Origin of the sequence: Arthrobacter crystallopoietes BAB-32 (assembly GCF_000328305.2) — a bacterium.
GTDB classification, from domain to species: Bacteria; Actinomycetota; Actinomycetes; order Actinomycetales; family Micrococcaceae; genus Crystallibacter; species Crystallibacter crystallopoietes_A.
On the sequence record NZ_ANPE02000058.1, the window covers coordinates 43,421 to 59,365 of the forward strand.

General features: G+C 67.5%; 12 protein-coding genes and 1 pseudogene. 9 read left to right on the forward strand and 4 right to left on the reverse strand.

Annotation, left to right across the window (positions count from 1 at the left end; all coding sequences use genetic code 11):
• Positions 1–62: 62 nt before the first annotated feature.
• The 3 genes and pseudogenes from D477_RS01730 to D477_RS01740 form a co-directional block, all read right to left on the reverse strand.
• Positions 63–1,384, reverse strand: a pseudogene (locus D477_RS01730) (alpha/beta fold hydrolase).
• The gene (locus D477_RS01735; protein ID WP_005266656.1) at positions 1,384–1,881 is read right to left on the reverse strand and encodes a GNAT family N-acetyltransferase; all 498 of its coding nucleotides are present in this window, start codon (positions 1,879–1,881) and stop codon (positions 1,384–1,386) included. The pseudogene D477_RS01730 and the gene D477_RS01735 overlap by 1 nt, the downstream one beginning before the upstream one ends.
• A gap of 14 nt (positions 1,882–1,895) precedes the next feature.
• Positions 1,896–4,436 (reverse strand): DEAD/DEAH box helicase, encoded by a 2,541-nt coding sequence (locus tag D477_RS01740; protein WP_005266658.1) that lies wholly within the window; start codon positions 4,434–4,436, stop codon positions 1,896–1,898.
• Positions 4,437–4,507: 71 nt separating this feature from the next.
• Here D477_RS01740 and D477_RS01745 point away from each other — a divergent pair, with 71 nt between their 5' ends.
• The gene (locus tag D477_RS01745) at positions 4,508–5,284 is read left to right on the forward strand and encodes a trans-aconitate 2-methyltransferase (protein ID WP_005266671.1); all 777 of its coding nucleotides are present in this window, start codon (positions 4,508–4,510) and stop codon (positions 5,282–5,284) included.
• A 46-nt stretch (positions 5,285–5,330) separates the two neighbouring features.
• Here the strand turns inward: D477_RS01745 and D477_RS01750 are convergent, their stop codons facing one another.
• Entirely contained in the window at positions 5,331–5,969 is a 639-nt protein-coding gene (locus D477_RS01750) for an MBL fold metallo-hydrolase (RefSeq protein ID WP_005266673.1), read from the reverse strand.
• Positions 5,970–6,115: 146 nt separating this feature from the next.
• On the opposite strand from D477_RS01750, the gene D477_RS01755 reads away from it, so the two are divergent.
• From D477_RS01755 to whiA, 8 genes are all read left to right on the forward strand, one after another.
• The gene (locus D477_RS01755; protein ID WP_005266674.1) at positions 6,116–6,487 is read left to right on the forward strand and encodes a GntR family transcriptional regulator; all 372 of its coding nucleotides are present in this window, start codon (positions 6,116–6,118) and stop codon (positions 6,485–6,487) included.
• Between the two features lie 90 nt (positions 6,488–6,577).
• Positions 6,578–9,475 (forward strand): excinuclease ABC subunit UvrA, encoded by a 2,898-nt coding sequence (gene uvrA / locus D477_RS01760; protein WP_043845230.1) that lies wholly within the window; start codon positions 6,578–6,580, stop codon positions 9,473–9,475.
• 33 nt (positions 9,476–9,508) lie between these two features.
• Positions 9,509–10,216, forward strand: coding sequence for an HAD hydrolase-like protein (locus D477_RS01765; RefSeq protein WP_237740668.1), 708 nt, complete (start codon positions 9,509–9,511; stop codon positions 10,214–10,216).
• A gap of 2 nt (positions 10,217–10,218) precedes the next feature.
• Positions 10,219–10,887, forward strand: coding sequence for a lysophospholipid acyltransferase family protein (locus D477_RS01770; protein ID WP_005266678.1), 669 nt, complete (start codon positions 10,219–10,221; stop codon positions 10,885–10,887).
• On the forward strand, positions 10,888–12,891 hold the full coding sequence (uvrC, locus tag D477_RS01775) for an excinuclease ABC subunit UvrC (protein WP_005266679.1): 2,004 nt from the start codon (positions 10,888–10,890) through the stop codon (positions 12,889–12,891). It begins immediately after the preceding gene.
• Positions 12,892–12,977: 86 nt separating this feature from the next.
• Positions 12,978–13,877 carry an RNase adapter RapZ gene (gene rapZ / locus D477_RS01780; RefSeq protein WP_005266680.1) on the forward strand — a complete coding sequence of 300 codons (900 nt, stop codon included), beginning with the start codon at positions 12,978–12,980 and terminating at the stop codon, positions 13,875–13,877.
• Positions 13,877–14,917: a gluconeogenesis factor YvcK family protein gene (locus D477_RS01785; RefSeq protein WP_005266681.1), complete on the forward strand. Its 1,041-nt coding sequence runs from the start codon at positions 13,877–13,879 to the stop codon at positions 14,915–14,917. Before rapZ ends, D477_RS01785 begins: the two co-directional genes overlap by 1 nt.
• Positions 14,918–14,932: 15 nt before the next feature.
• The gene (gene whiA, locus D477_RS01790; RefSeq protein ID WP_005266682.1) at positions 14,933–15,913 is read left to right on the forward strand and encodes a DNA-binding protein WhiA; all 981 of its coding nucleotides are present in this window, start codon (positions 14,933–14,935) and stop codon (positions 15,911–15,913) included.
• The last annotated feature ends 32 nt before the right edge of the window (positions 15,914–15,945 follow it).

The following is a 15,945-nucleotide window of genomic DNA, read 5'->3' on the forward strand; positions in this document are numbered from 1 at the left end:
CGGCGCCGCACTGTCTTAACGCCCGCACTCGCCCACTCTCCCTCCAGCGGGCAGGCAGGAGGTCAGACCCGCCCGCCGCTCGTGCCGCTGCGCACCATGGCGAGGAGCCTGCGGAAGATGGCCTCGCCGTCGTCGGAAATCCCGTCATGGTGGAAGTCCGCGGTTTCCCAGACCTGCAGGTCGCGGAAGCGGGCGGCCGTCTCTAACGAGAGCTCCCGGTCCACATAGATGTCGTCACGGTAGACCGCGGCAGCCACGGGCACCTGGTTCACGGCCAGGCGGTCCGGGTCGTACAGCGCGGGCCAGTCCTGCTTGGCGGCGAGCAGCCCGGCAACTTCGGCCAGCGGAACCAGGGCCGGATCTTCTTCGAAGTACCAGGGGTAGACCATCTCGCCGGTGAGCAGCAGGTCCTCCGCCTTCGGCAGGAACTGCGGCCAGCGCTCCAGCACCCGCCAGGCGGACCAGGCACTGGCCTCGCGCTGGGCGTAGATCGACTCGTGCATCAGGGCATAGAGCGGATTCGATGCCCGGCTGACGAGGTGGCCCAGCTGCTCCAGGAAGGTGTCGGAGAGCCGATCACCCTCGGCGGTGGGGACGAACGCGTCCTCCAGCAGGTAGTGCAGCGCGTCGATCCGAGTGTTGCCGCCGAGGAAGGACCCGGCCATCTGGAAGCGCCGGACGGTGAGCCGCTCCCCGGTGGGCAGGTGTTCGTGCACGTCCTGCAGGTGCTGCGCGATGCGGTTCACGACAGCCCGGTCCTGCGGATACCGGGCGAAATACTCGGCGTTGCGGGTCTCGACCCGGCCGAAGGTCGCCTCGTAGACCCGGTCGGGATGGCCGGTGAGCGGGGCCAGGCCGCCGGTGACCAGCGCCTCGCGGATCCCTTCCGGCGCGAAGGAGAGGTAGCTGAGCGTGCAGAAGCCGCCGTAGCTCTGGCCGAACACGGTCCAAGGGCCGCTGCCGAGCATGCGGCGGATCAGCTCGGCGTCCGCCACGATGGAGTCGGCGCGGAAGTGCGTCAGATACTCGGCCTGGGCCGCGGCGTCGCCTGCAGCGGCAGGGTCTGCCGGTTCACCGGCGAGGAGAGGCCGGTGCCGCGCTGGTCCAGCATCAGGATGCGGAAATGCCGGGCTGCCTCTTTCATCCAGCCGCTGAGCGAGGTCACGCGATTTCCGCGTCCGCCGGGCCCGCCCTGCAGGAACAGGAGCCACGGCAGCTCCGCCGGATCGTCATGATCCATCGAAACGTACTCGCGGGCGAAGAGGCCGATGGTTCCGCGTGCCGGTTCCGCGTGGACGAGCGGCACGGTGAAGAAGTGCTCCACGCTCCGCACCCCGCGCATGACCTGCCACTTGCCGGTGCGGTGGGCGGCGCCGTCGTTCATTAGGACGGGACTCCGGCCGGCCGGGCCGCGCCGAACTCCCGCAGCGCCTCGCCAGTGAGCCGGAAGGTGGACCATTCGTCCTGCGGGCGGGCGCCGAGGCTGCGGTAGAAACCGATGGAGGGCTCGTTCCAGTTGAGTACGGCCCATTCCACCCGGGCGTAGCCGTGGTCGACGGCGTGGCGCGCCAGGGTCTGCAGCAGCGCCTTCCCGTGGCCTGCTCCGCGGGCCTCCGGCCGGACGTACAGGTCCTCCAGGTAGATGCCGTGCACGCCTTCCCAGGTGGAGAAGTTGCGGAACCAGAGGGCGAAGCCCTGGACGGTCCCGTCGTCCTCGGCGACGTGCGCGAAGACGGCCGGGGTGGGGCCGAACAGCGCGCTATGGAGCTGCGCTTCCGTGGTCTTGACGGCGTCGGGTTCCTTCTCGTACCGGGCCAGCTCGTGGATCAGTTCGAGGATGACGGGGACATCGGCTTCTTGGGCGGGACGGATGCGGCTCATGGTTGGCATCCTATTCACAGCTGCCCGACGGCGGTAATCCGCACTGCCGCCGCGCCGAGCTCGTCCGAGGCCGCGAGGTCCACTACAGCGCTGATGCCCCAATCGTGGTCCCCGGCCGGATCGTCGAAGATCTGCCGCACCTTCCACTCCGCGGGCCCGGTCTCGATCACCAGGTACTGCGGCCCGCGGGCGTCCGGGCCGATGCCCAGGTCGTCGTGCGCGTCGAAGTAGGCGTCCATAGCGTCCGCCCAACGGTCCGCGTCCCAGCCGGACTCCGCATCCAGTTCGCCCAGTGCTTCTTCGTCTTCGGCTTCGAAGAGCTCCACGCGGCGGAACAGCTCGTTGCGGACCATCACGCGGAACGCCCGGACGTTCCCGGTCAGCTTGGGCGGCGACTGGGTCAGGACGGATTCGCTGGCATGCTCGGCGGCCAGGTCTGCGGCGGACGCGCCGGCAGCCAGTTCCTCCCACTCGTCCAGCAGGCTGGAATCCACCTGGCGGACCAGCTCGCCAAGCCAGGCGATGATGTCCTCCAGGTCTTCGCGCAGCGCCTCGGTGGGCACGGTCTGCCGCAGCGCCTTGTAGCCGTCCGTCAGGTAGCGCAGCAGGATGCCCTCGGAGCGGGCGAGCCCGTAGAACTGCACGTACTCGCTGAAGTTCATCGCCCGCTCGTACATGTCCCGGATGACCGACTTGGGCGCCAGCTCGAAATCGCCCAGCCAGGGCGCGCCCTTCCGGTACACGTCGAAGGACTGATGGAGCAGCTCGGCCAGCGGCTGCGGGTACGTGACCTCTTCCAGCAGCGCCATCCGCTGCTCGTACTCGATGCCGTCCGCCTTCATCGCGGCGACCGCTTCGCCGCGGGCCTTCTTCTCCTGGGCGGAGAGCACCTGGCGCGGCTGCTCGAGGATGGCCTCGATGGCGGACACGACGTCCAGCGCGTAGGCGCCGCTTTCCGGATCCAGCAGCTCCAGGCTGGCGACCGCGAAGGGGGAGAGCGGCTGGTTCAGCGCGAAGTTGGGTTGCAGGTGCACCTTCAGCCGGACCCGGCGGCCGGTCCCGTCCGGTTCGTCCAGCCGCTCCACCAGCCCGGAGGCCACCAGCTCCCGGTAGATGCCGAGCGCACGTTTGATCAGCTTCAGCTGGGTGGCCCGGTTCTCATGGTTCTCCGTCAGCAGCCGTTTGGCGGCGGCGAACGGATCGCCCGGCCGTTCCAGCAGGTTGAGCAACATCGCGTGCGTGACGGTGAAGCTGGACGACAGCGGCTCCGGGTCGCTCTCCACGAGCTTGTTGAAGGTGGCTTCGCCCCAGCTGACGAAGCCGGCCGGCGGCTTCTTCTTCACCACCTGGCGCAGCTTCTTCTGGTCATCGCCGAACTTGGCGACGGCCTTGGCCATCGCCTTGGTATTCTCCACTACGTGTTCGGGGGCCTGGACGACGACGGTGCCCGCCGTGTCGTAGCCGGCACGTCCCGCGCGGCCGGCAATCTGGTGGAACTCCCGGGCGTTCAGGAGCCGGGTCCGGACGCCGTCGTACTTGCTCAGGGCAGTCATGAGGACCGTGCGGATCGGGACATTGATGCCCACGCCCAGAGTGTCCGTGCCGCAGATGACCTTCAGCAGGCCCGCCTGCGCCAGCTGCTCCACGAGGCGGCGGTACTTCGGCAGCATGCCTGCATGGTGCACGCCGATGCCGTGCCGGATCAGCCGGTTGAGCGTCTTGCCGAAACCGGGGGCGAAGCGGAAGGCGCCGATCAGCTCGGCGATCCGGTCCTTCTCCTCGCGCGTGCAGACATTGATGCTCATCAGGTTCTGCGCCCGCTCGATCGCTTCCAGTTGGCTGAAGTGGACCACGTACACCGGGACCTGGCGGGTGCCCAGCAGCTCCTCGAGCGACTCCTGCACCGGCGTCTGCACGTAGTAGTAGTGCAGCGGAATCGGCCGTTCCGCCGAGCTGACCGTTGTGGTGGTCCGGCCGGTGAGCTCGGTCAGCCCGCGCTCAAAGCGGGTGACGTCGCCCAGCGTCGCGGACATCAGCAGGAACTGGGCCTGCGGAAGTTCCAGCAGCGGCACTTGCCAGGCCCAGCCGCGCTGCGGATCCGAATAGAAATGGAACTCGTCCATGATGACGGTGCCCAGGTCCGCTGCGGCGCCTTCGCGCAGCGCGATATTGGCCAGGATCTCCGCGGTGCAGCAGATCACCGGTGCATCCGGGTTGACGGCGGAATCGCCGGTCACCATGCCGACGTTGTCCGGGCCGAAAATGTCGCAGAGCGCGAAGAACTTCTCCGATACCAGCGCCTTGATGGGCGCGGTGTAGTAGCTGCGCGCTCCGCCGGCCATGGCGTGGAAGTGTGCGGCGATGGCCACCATGGACTTGCCCGAACCGGTCGGCGTGGCGAGGATGACGTTGTTGCCGGTCACGAGTTCCATGACCGCCTCGTCCTGCGCCGGGTAAAGGGACATGCCGCGGCCTTCCACCCAGTCCACGAAGGCGGTGTAGATGTCGTCCGGGGCGGAAGTGTCGGCTGCAGTCAGCTGGTCAAGAAGAGTCATTGCCCTCCCAGCCTATCGGCAGCAGCAATACTAGGCTGGCGTTGCACCCTGCAGACCCGAGGAGTTGGTCCATGTTCACGTGGGATCCGTCGAAATACACCGAATACGCGAACGAGCGCAGCCGCCCGTTCTTCGACCTGACGGCGCGGATCCTGCACCCCGGTCCGCAGCTGGTGGTGGATCTCGGCTGCGGCACCGGCGAGCTGACCGCGTCCCTGGCACAGCGTTGGCCCGCCGCGCAGGTCACCGGGCTGGATTCCTCGGCCGAAATGGTGCGGACCGCGACGTCGTCCAACGGCCTGCCCAACCTCGGCTTCCGCCACGGCGACATCGCGGACTGGACTCCGCCGGCCGGGCTCGACGTGCTCGTCTCCAACGCGGCCTTGCAATGGGTGCCCAGCCACCGCGAGCTGCTCCGCGACTGGGCGCGGCGGCTGCGGCCGGGCGCCTGGATTGCATTCCAGGTGCCCGGCAATTTCGGCTCGCCCTCCCACGCCCTCATGCGGGAGGTGGCCGAGAGCGGCCGCTGGAAGCAGCAGCTGGAGGGCGTGCTGCGGCATGACGGCGCGGTCGGGGAGCCGGCCCAGTACCTGGAGCTGCTCCAGGAGCAGGGGTACGACGCCGAGGCCTGGGAAACCACGTACCTGCACCTTCTGCAGGGGGAGGACCCGGTACTCGAGTGGGTCCGCGGGACCGGCCTGCGGCCAGTGCTGGCGGCACTGGGTCCGGCCGACGCGGCGGAATTCGAGGCTGCCTATGCCGCGGAGCTCCGCACGGCCTATCCAGCCGGGCCGTTCGGCACGGTTTACCCGTTCCGCCGGATCTTCTGCGCAGCGCGCAAGCGCTGAGGTCCGGACGGATTGCCCGGGCGGGACCGGCCGCGGGCTACCAGCGCTACCAGCCGCGTTCGCGCCACTCCGCCAGGTGCGGGCGCTCCGCGCCGAGCGTGGTGCCCTTGCCGTGGCCCGGGTGGACGACGGTGTCGTCCGGAAGATACGCGAAAAGCCGCTCCTCGACGTCGTTAATGAGCGACGTGAACCGGGCAGGGTCCTGCTGCGTATTGCCCACCCCGCCCGGAAACAGCGAGTCACCGGTGAAGAGGTGCGCGGGGCCGGCCGGGTCGCGGTAGAGCAGGGCGACGGAGCCCGGTGTGTGGCCGCGCAGTTTGATGGCCTCGAGGCTGAAACCGTCGGCGTCCACCGTATCGCCGTGATCCAGCGCAACATCCGTGGGGACCTCGATGCCGGACACGTCCTCGCTGCCGGCAGCGGTGCGCGCGCCGGTGGCCGCGACGGCGTCGGCGAGGGCGCGGACATGGTCCCAATGGCTGTGGGTGGTGATGATCAGCCCCACCTTCGCCTCCGCACTGGTGTCCGCCGCCGCTTCCTCGAGCAGGCGGTGGATGGCGGGCATGTCGTCGGCGGCATCGATGAGCACCTGTGCACCGGTCCGCTTCGACGTGATGACGTAGACGTTGTTGTCCATCTCGCTGACGGCAGCCGAGCGGATGGTGATGTCCTGGAGATCCCACATGCGCCCCAGTCTATGCAGCTGGCCGCGCCGTCGCCTGCAACATGGCGGCACCGGACTGCGCCCAGAGTGAAAGCGCTTGCCCGGTGTTGCGGCCGCGGCGTAAATTCAGTTCGTCCCGGCGGCCGCAGCGGAAGGATGGACAGCGGATGGAGGCTGACCAGTTCGACTGGCGGCTCGACAAGGAAAGCTCTGTTGCGCTGTACGAACAGTTGCGGCGGCGCATCATCGAAGCGGCGGACGATGGCGAACTTCCGGTAGGTACGAAGCTGCCGCCGGTACGCCGGCTGGCGGACCACCTCGGCATTGTGCCGCACACCGTCGCGCGGGCGTACCGGGAGCTGGAAACGGCCGGACGGGTCAAGACTGCCGGGCGGGCCGGCACGGTCATCAGCGCCGGTGCGGACGAAACCGCGCAGCTCCTGGCCGAAGCCGCGGACCGGTTTGCCGCCGTCGTCAAATCCCAAAGCATCGGCACGGAAGCCGCAGTGGCCGCTGTCAAGGCAGCCCTGGAACGCTGAGACGTTCGCGGACAGCAGGTGTCCGCGGCCGCCGGGTGGAGGGCCTTGGCGGTTACGGTTTCGAACGCATTTTCGATTAGAGTGGAAGCTGTGCTAAAAGCGACTGAATCAACTGAATCCGGCCTCGTGCGAGCCGCGGGCGGTGACCTCTCCAGGCTGATCGTCAAGGGGGCGCGCGAGCACAACCTGCGCAATGTGGACCTGGACCTGCCCCGCGACGCCATGATCGTCTTCACCGGACTGTCCGGTTCCGGCAAGTCCTCGCTGGCGTTCGACACCATCTTCGCCGAGGGCCAGCGCCGCTATGTCGAGTCGCTTTCCTCATACGCCCGTATGTTCCTGGGGCAAGTGGACAAGCCGGACGTGGACTTCATCGAGGGGCTCTCGCCTGCGGTGTCCATCGACCAGAAGTCCACCAGCCGCAACCCGCGCTCCACCGTCGGCACCATCACCGAGATCTACGACTACCTGCGCCTGCTCTGGGCCCGGGTGGGCCGGCCCTACTGCCCGGTCTGCGGCGAACCGGTAACCAAGCAGACACCGCAGCAGATCGTGGACCAGCTGCAGGAACTGGACGAGGGCACCCGGTTCCAGATCCTTGCGCCCGTGGTCCGCGGGCGCAAGGGCGAGTTCGTGGACCTGTTCAAGGAGCTGTCCGCGAAGGGCTACTCGCGCGCGCGGGTCGACGGCGACCTCATCCAGCTCTCGGATCCGCCCAAGCTGGGCAAGCAGTTCAAGCACACCATTGAGGTGGTGGTGGACCGCCTGGTGGTCAAGGAGGGCATCCACCAACGGCTGACGGACTCGGTGGAGACCGCCCTGGGCCTGGCCGAAGGCCGGGTGCTGGCCGACTTCGTGGACCTGGATCCGGCGGATCCGCACCGGCTCCGTTCCTTCTCCGAAAACCTGGCCTGCCCCAACGAGCACCCCCTGGCCATCGACGAGATCGAGCCGCGCTCCTTCTCGTTCAACAATCCGTTCGGTGCCTGCCCGGTCTGCACCGGCATCGGCAGCAGGCTCGAAGTCGACGAGGAACTCGTCGTGCCGGACCATGAACTGAGCCTGGCCGAAGGCGCCATCGCGCCGTGGTCGCTCGGCAAAGCCACGTCGGAATACTGGAACCGGCTGCTCGAAGGACTCTCCCATGAGCTCGGCTTCAGCATGGACGAGCCGTTCGGCAAGCTGAGCAAGGACGTCCAGAAGGCGGTGCTGCACGGCAAGGACTACAAGGTCGTCGTCCAGTACCGGAACCGCTTCGGCCGCGAACGCAAGTACAGCACGGGTTTCGAAGGCGCGGTGCAGTACATCCACCGCAAGCACCTGGAAACCGAATCGGACAACGCGCGGGACCGTTACGAGCAGTACATGCGTGAGGTGCCTTGCCCGGAGTGCAACGGTGCGCGGCTCAATCCGGCCTCGCTGTCCGTCCTGATCAACGGCAAGTCGATCGCGGAAGCGTCGGCCCTCCCGCTGCGTGAGTGCCTGGCGTTCCTGGACGGCCTCGAACTGACGCCGCGGGAAATCCAGATCGCGCACCAGGTGCTGATCGAGATCAAAGCGCGGCTGCAGTTCCTGCTCGACGTCGGGCTGGAATACCTCAACCTGGAACGTGCCGCCGCGACGCTCTCCGGCGGCGAAGCGCAGCGTATCCGCCTTGCCACGCAGATCGGCTCCGGCCTGGTCGGCGTGCTCTATGTGCTGGACGAACCGTCCATCGGACTGCATCAGCGGGACAACCGCCGGCTGATCGAAACGCTGACCCGGCTGCGCGACCTCGGCAACACACTGATCGTCGTCGAGCACGATGAAGACACCATCCATGAAGCGGACTGGATTGTCGACGTCGGTCCCGGTGCCGGCGAACACGGCGGCGAGGTCGTGCATTCGGGCTCGCTCAAGGAACTGCTGGACAACGACAAGTCCATCACCGGGGACTACCTCTCCGGCCGCCGCCGCATCGAGGTCCCTGCCCAGCGCCGGAAGATCGACCGGAAACGCCAGCTGAAGGTGGTCGGGGCCAGGGAAAACAACCTGCAGGGCGTGGATGCCTCCTTCCCCCTGGGCGTGTTCACGGCGGTCACGGGCGTCAGCGGCTCGGGCAAGTCCACGCTCGTCAACGACATTCTGTACAAGGTGCTGGCGAACAAGCTCAACAACGCCAAGCAGGTCGCCGGCCGCCACACCCGGGTGGAGGGACTGGACCATCTGGACAAGGTCATCCACGTAGACCAGAGCCCGATCGGTCGCACTCCGCGGTCCAACGCGGCGACGTACACCGGTGTGTTCGACCACATCCGCAAGCTGTTCGCCGAGACGAACGAAGCGAAGGTCCGCGGCTACCAGCCCGGCCGTTTCTCGTTCAACGTCAAGGGCGGCCGCTGCGAAGCCTGTTCTGGTGATGGCACGCTCAAGATCGAAATGAACTTCCTGCCGGATGTCTACGTTCCCTGTGAAGTGTGCCACGGGGCCCGATACAACCGGGAGACCCTGGAGGTCCACTACAAGGGCAAGACCATCGCGGACGTGCTGGACATGCCGATCGAGGAGGCGGCGGAGTTCTTCGCTGCCTTCACCCCGATCGCCAGGCACCTGAATACGCTCGTGGACGTCGGCCTGGGCTACGTTCGCCTCGGCCAGCCCGCCACCACGCTCTCCGGCGGCGAAGCGCAGCGCGTCAAGCTCGCCAGCGAACTGCAGAAGCGGAGCAACGGCCGCAGCGTGTATGTGCTGGACGAACCGACCACGGGCCTGCACTTCGAGGACATCCGCAAGCTGCTGACCGTCCTGCAGTCCCTGGTGGACAAGGGCAACACGGTCATCACCATCGAGCACAATCTCGATGTGATCAAGAGCGCCGACTGGATCCTGGACCTGGGTCCCGACGGAGGCTCCGGCGGCGGCCGGATCATCGCCAATGGTACGCCCGAGCAAGTGGCCCGGACCGAGGGCAGCCACACCGGCCGGTTCCTGGCCGAGATCTTCCAGTAACGATCGCTCTGGCGCATGTGGAAAAATGCCTAGGTGACTTCTTTGCCGGCCTTGGTTCTGTTTGATCTGGACGGGACCCTCGTGGACCCGGCCGGCGCCATTACCGGAGGGATCAGCCGCGCGCTGCAGGCCCGTGGCCTGCCGGTTCCCGCCGAGCACGTGCTCGACGCGATGGTCGGCCCGCCGCTCGGGGAATCCCTGCGGCGGCTGGCCCGCGTGCCGGAGGCCGAGGTGGGCGAAGTGATCCGGCTTTACCGTGCTGACTATCGTGCCGCCGGCATGTCCGGGAGCCGGGTCTACCCCGGAATCGTCCCGGCGCTGGAACGGCTGGCAGCCGAGGGGACACTGCTGGCGGTGGTCACGCAGAAGCCGACCCCGATCGCCGTCGAACTGCTGCAGGTGCAAGGGCTGGCCGGCTACTTCGAGAGCATTCATGGTGCGGCCATGGACGACTTGGAAGGCGCAAGCGGGAAGGACTTGGGAAAGATCCCGATCCTCGCCGAAGCACTGGAGCGGTATGCAGGGCGGTTCAGCCACGCTGTCATGGTGGGGGACCGGCATTACGACTTGGAGGCTGCGGCGCATCACGGAATCGACGCCGTCGCCGTAGGGTGGGGGTTTGCCGCTGACGGCGAACTGGCTGCCGCCGGGGCCGCCACGGTCGCAGCATCGGTGGAGGAGTTGCAGGAACAGTTGAAAGCACTGGATGAGGGAATCCGGCAAAGCGGAGGAAGTCGCTGAACGTGGAATTTTTTGAAGGCACCCGCGCCGCATTCCGCGCCACCATCCGGAGCACGTGCCGTCCGTCGGTGGAAGGACTGCAGAACTTCCCGCGAAGCGGCCCGGTCATTGTCGCGCCGAATCACCTGTCCTTCCTGGACAGCATCATCATCCAGGCCCTGATGCCCCGGAAAGTGGCCTTCTTCGCCAAGTCCGAATACTTCACTGCCCGCGGCCCGAAGGGCGCCGCCATGCGGTGGTTCTTCAACAGCGTGGGCTCGATTCCGGTGGAACGGGGCGAGCAGGCAGCGGGCGTAGCCGCGCTGCAGACAGCGCTGGAAATCCTCGACCGCGGCGAGGCCTTCGGAATCTATCCGGAAGGCACGCGCTCCCGGGACGGACTGTTGTACCGTGGAAGGACGGGAGTGGGCTGGCTGGCATTGACCACGGGGGCCCCGGTGGTGCCGGTCGGCCTGATCGGCACCGAGCAACTGCAGCCAGCGGACAGCAACATGATCAAGGCCAAGCATTTCACCATGAAGATCGGGGCGCCGCTCTACTTCGAGAAGACCGGTCCGGACCACCCCCTGCCCGCACGCCGCGCTGCGACAGACAAAATCATGGACGCGATTGCCGCGCTCAGCGGACAGCAAAGGGCCGGTACCTACAACCAGTCCAAGCAGGCCGGGTAAATGGCCCTTCCTGCCTCCTACCGGCCGCGGCCGGGGGAAATCCCCACGAATCCCGGGGTCTACCGGTTCCGGGACGAGCACAAGCGCGTCGTCTACGTCGGGAAGGCGAAGAACCTGCGCTCCCGGCTGAACAGCTACTTCGCCAACCCGGATTCGCTGATGCCGCGGACCAAGGCGATGGTGCACACCGCCGCCTCCGTCGAGTGGACCATCGTCGGCAGCGAACTCGAAGCCATCCAGTTGGAGTACACCTGGATCAAGGAGTTCGCGCCGCGCTTCAACATCATGTTCCGGGACGACAAGTCCTACCCGTACCTGGCCGTCACGATGTCGGAGAAATTCCCCCGCGTGCAGGTGATGCGGGGCGACAAGCGCAAGGGAACCAAGTACTTCGGCCCCTTCTACCCGGCCAAAGCCATCCGCGAGACCGTGGACACCCTGCTGCGGGTGTTCCCGGTACGGACCTGCAGCGTCGGGGTGTTCAACCGGGCCCAGCGGACGGGGCGGCCTTGCCTGCTCGGCTACATTGACAAGTGTTCGGCTCCCTGCGTCGGCCGGATTTCCCCGGAGGACCACAAGGCGCTGGCCTGGGAATTCTGCGCCTTCATGGGCGGGGAAGCGGACCGGTTCATCCGGGCGCTGGAGAAGAAGATGTCAGCGGCCGTGGCGGAACTGGACTACGAATCCGCCGCCCGCTACCGCGACGACATTGCCGCGCTGAAGCGCGTGTTCGAACGCAACGCGGTGGTCTTGAGCGAGGATACCGACGCCGATATCTTCGCCCTGGCAGAGGACGAGCTGGAGGCAGCAGTCCAGGTGTTCCATGTCCGGGGCGGCCGGATCCGCGGCCAGCGCGGCTGGGTCGTGGAAAAAGTCGAGGATACGTCCCGGGCGGATATGGCCGAGCACCTGCTGCAGCAGGTCTATGGCGATGGCGAGGACCCCGACCGCATCCCCCGACAGGTGCTGGTGCCCGTGGAGCCGGACAACCGCGACGAACTGGAGCAGTGGCTGCGGGGCCTGCGCGGCAGCAAGGTTGAACTGCGCGTGCCGAAACGCGGAGACAAGGCTGCGCTGCTGGAGACGGTGCGGCAGAACGCCGAACAGGCGCTGGCCCTGCACAAGAGCCGCCGCGCCGGCGACATCACCACCCGCTCGGCAGCATTGCAGGAACTGCAGGAAGCCCTGGACCTCCCGGTCGCCCTGTTGCGGATCGAATGCTACGACATCTCGCATGTCCAGGGCACCAACGTGGTCGCCTCCATGGTCGTCGTGGAAGACGGTCTGCCGAAGAAGTCCGACTACCGCCGGTTCGCCATTACCGGCGACGCCGCCCGCGACGACACCTCGGCCATGTACGACGTGATCAGCCGGCGCTTCCGCCACTACCTCGCCGACAAGACGGCCCAGCCCTCCGCCGGTCCAGAGGCGGAAGAACCGGTCGCGCAGGCCGGGTCCGCCGGACCCCTGGCGGACACGACCACCGAGGCGCCGCGGACCAAGTTCGCCTACCCGCCGAACCTCGTCGTGGTCGACGGGGGACCGCCCCAGGTTGCCGCGGCCTCGCGGGCACTGGCGGACCTGGGCATCAGTGATGTCTTCGTCGTCGGCCTTGCCAAGCGGCTCGAAGAAGTGTGGGTACCGGACGACGACTTCCCGGTGATCCTGCCGCGGGCATCGCACGGGCTCTACCTGCTCCAGCGCATCCGCGACGAGGCCCACCGCTTCGCCATCAGCTACCACCGGCAGAAGCGCGGGAAGTCGATGACCGAGTCCGTCCTGGACTCCGTCCCGGGGCTTGGCCCGGCCAAGCGCAAGGCACTGCTGAAGCACTTCGGCTCGGCCCGCAAGCTGAAGGCCGCAAGCGTGGAGGAACTGCAGCAGGTGCCCGGGGTAGGACCGGCCTTGGCCGCCTCCATCAAACAGCATGTGTCACCCTCGGATGAAGCACCCGAGCCGGCACCGGCGGTCAACATGGCTACCGGCGAGATCGTCGAATCTTAGTTAGGCTTAGGAACGTCCGCAGCGGAGCCGGCGCACCGCCGTTTCGAGGATCCGCGCGGCCCAAGACAAGGAACAGGACGGGCTGAATGTCGGAGGAAGAGGATCTCACACCGGTCAAGCCGGAGGAATCCGAATTGCTGGTGGTCACGGGCATGTCCGGGGCCGGCCGCACGACCGCGGCGCATGCGCTGGAGGACCACGGCTGGTATGTGGTCGACAACCTGCCGCCGCAGATGCTCGGCACGCTCGCCGAGCTCGTCTCCCGCATGCCCGAATCGCTGCCCCGCCTCGCCGTCGTTATTGACGTCCGCAGCAAGAACCTGCAGCGCGACATCCGGGAAGCCCTCAACGGGCTCGGCGCCAGCGCCGTGAACCTCCGGGTGCTCTTCCTTGACGCCTCCGACGAAGTGCTGGTTCGCCGCTTCGAACAGGGCCGCCGGCCGCACCCGCTGCAAGGGGACGGCCGGATCTCCGACGGCATCAGGGCCGAACGTGAACTGCTGGCCCGGCTGAAGGACTCCTCGGACCTGGTCATCGACACCACGGACATGAACGTCCACGCCCTCGCCACGAACGTGACCGAACTGTTTTCCGATTCGGGCCCGATCGTGCTGCGCCTGAACGTGATGAGCTTCGGATTCAAGTACGGCCTGCCGGTCGACGCGAACTTCGTGGCCGACGCCCGGTTCATTCCCAACCCGCACTGGGTGCCGGCGCTGCGTCCGCACACCGGCCTCGAAAAGCAAGTCAGCGACTTCGTGCTGATCGACTCCGGCGCCGAGGAGTTCATCAAGCGCTTCGTCTTTGCGCTGGAACCGGTCCTCGAGGGCTACCGGCAGGAGAACAAGCACTACGCGACCATCGCCGTCGGCTGCACCGGCGGGAAGCACCGTTCCGTCGCCGTCGCGGAGGAGCTCGGCAAGCGCCTCGCCCAGCTGCCGCGCACCAAGGTTGCCGTGCAGCACCGGGACCTGGGACGCGAATAGTGGCGCTGCTGACAGGGCCGCTTCCGCGCGTACCAGTGGCGCAGCCGGACCGGCCCGGGGGTGCCCGCAGCCAGAATCCGCCCTCGGTCGTCGCCTTGGGCGGCGGACACGGTCTTTCCGCGTCGCTGGCTGCGCTGCGGCTGCTTACTACGGAACTGACCGCCATCGTTACGGTAGCGGACGACGGCGGGTCCTCCGGCCGCCTGCGCCGCGAGCTGGGGGTCCTCCCGCCCGGGGATCTGCGGATGGCGCTGGCCGCGCTCTGCGACGACACCGAATGGGGCCAGACCTGGCGCGATGTTATGCAGCACCGGTTCAAATCGCTGGACCACGTCGAGGGCAGCCTGGACAACCATGCCCTCGGCAACCTGCTCATCGTGACCTTGTGGGAACTGCTGGGGGACCCGGTGGCCGGGCTGCAATGGGCCGGCGCGCTGCTCGGCGCGCGTGGCCAAGTGCTGCCCATGGCCACCCGGCCGCTGACCATCGAGGGAGACGTGCTGACCGAAGACGCGACGGGCAAACTGCGCAGCACCACGATCTCCGGCCAATCGAAACTGGCGGCCGCCGGACGCAACACCCACGTCAACGATGTGCGCCTGATTCCGGAGGACGCACCCGCGTGCGCCGAGGCGCTCAACGCGATTGAGCTGGCGGATTGGGTGATCCTCGGACCGGGTTCCTGGTATACCTCGGTGCTGCCGCACCTGATGCTGCCGCAGCTGCGCGATGCCCTGTGCGCAACGCCGGCCCGGCGCATCCTGACCATGAACCTGGCCACGGATACCAAAGAAACCTCGGGCATGACGGCAGCCGACCACCTGGCCGTGCTGCAGCGCTACGCTCCGGAGATGAAGTTCGACGTGGTGCTCGCCGACCCCTTCGCCGTGGGCGACCGTGCGGAGTTCGAATCCGCTGCCGCCCGGCTGGGCGCCGCCGTGGTGTTCGGTAGAGTGGGAACTCCCGGCAGGCGCGCCGTGCATGATCCGCTCAGGCTTGCAACGGCCTACCATGACATTTTCGCCGGCGAGCATGAATGAGTAAGGACAAGGTGCATGGCGCTGACTGCAGCGGTCAAGGATGAACTTTCACGCCTGGAGGTCAAGAAGTCCCAGGTCCGCAAGGCCGAAGTCTCGGCAACGCTGCGCTTCGCCGGGGGACTGCACATCATCTCCGGGCGGATCGTCATCGAGGCGGAAGTCGATCTGGCCGCCACGGCCCGGCGGCTGCGCACCGCCATCGCGGAGGTCTACGGGCACGGCAGCGAAATCATCGTAGTTTCCGGCGGGGGCCTGCGGCGCGGCAACCGCTATGTGGTCCGCGTGGTCAAGGACGGCGAATCGCTGGCGCGCCAGACCGGCCTGCTCGATGCCCGCGGCCGCCCGGTACGGGGTCTTCCCTCCGCTGTAGTTAATGGCTCCACTGCCGACGCCGAAGCTGTCTGGCGCGGCGCCTTCCTGGCCCACGGTTCACTGACCGAGCCCGGCCGTTCTTCCGCCCTCGAAGTGACGTGCCCCGGGCCGGAAGCGGCGCTGGCCCTGGTCGGCGCCGCCCGGCGGCTCGACATCGCTGCCAAGGCCCGCGAGGTACGGGGAGTGGACCGCGTGGTGATCCGCGACGGCGACACCATAGCGGCGCTGCTGACCCGGATGGGTGCACATGACGCGCTGATGGTGTGGGAAGAGCGCCGGATGCGCAAGGAAGTCCGGGCCACCGCCAACCGGCTGGCCAATTTCGACGACGCCAACCTCCGCCGCTCCGCACAGGCGGCCGTCGCTGCCGGCGCACGGGTTGAACGCGCGCTGGAAATCCTTGGCGAAGACGTTCCGGAACATCTGCGCTACGCCGGTGATCTGCGCGTGGCGCACAAGCAGGCAAGCCTGGATGAACTGGGCCGCCTGGCCGATCCGCCGATGACCAAGGACGCCATCGCCGGACGCATCCGCCGCCTGCTGGCCATGGCGGACAAGCGGGCAGCCGAGCTGGGTATTCCCGGTACCGAGGCGAATGTGACCGCCGAGATGTTGGATGGCTAGGACGTATGCCTAGGATGGGGATTGTCCGGGCG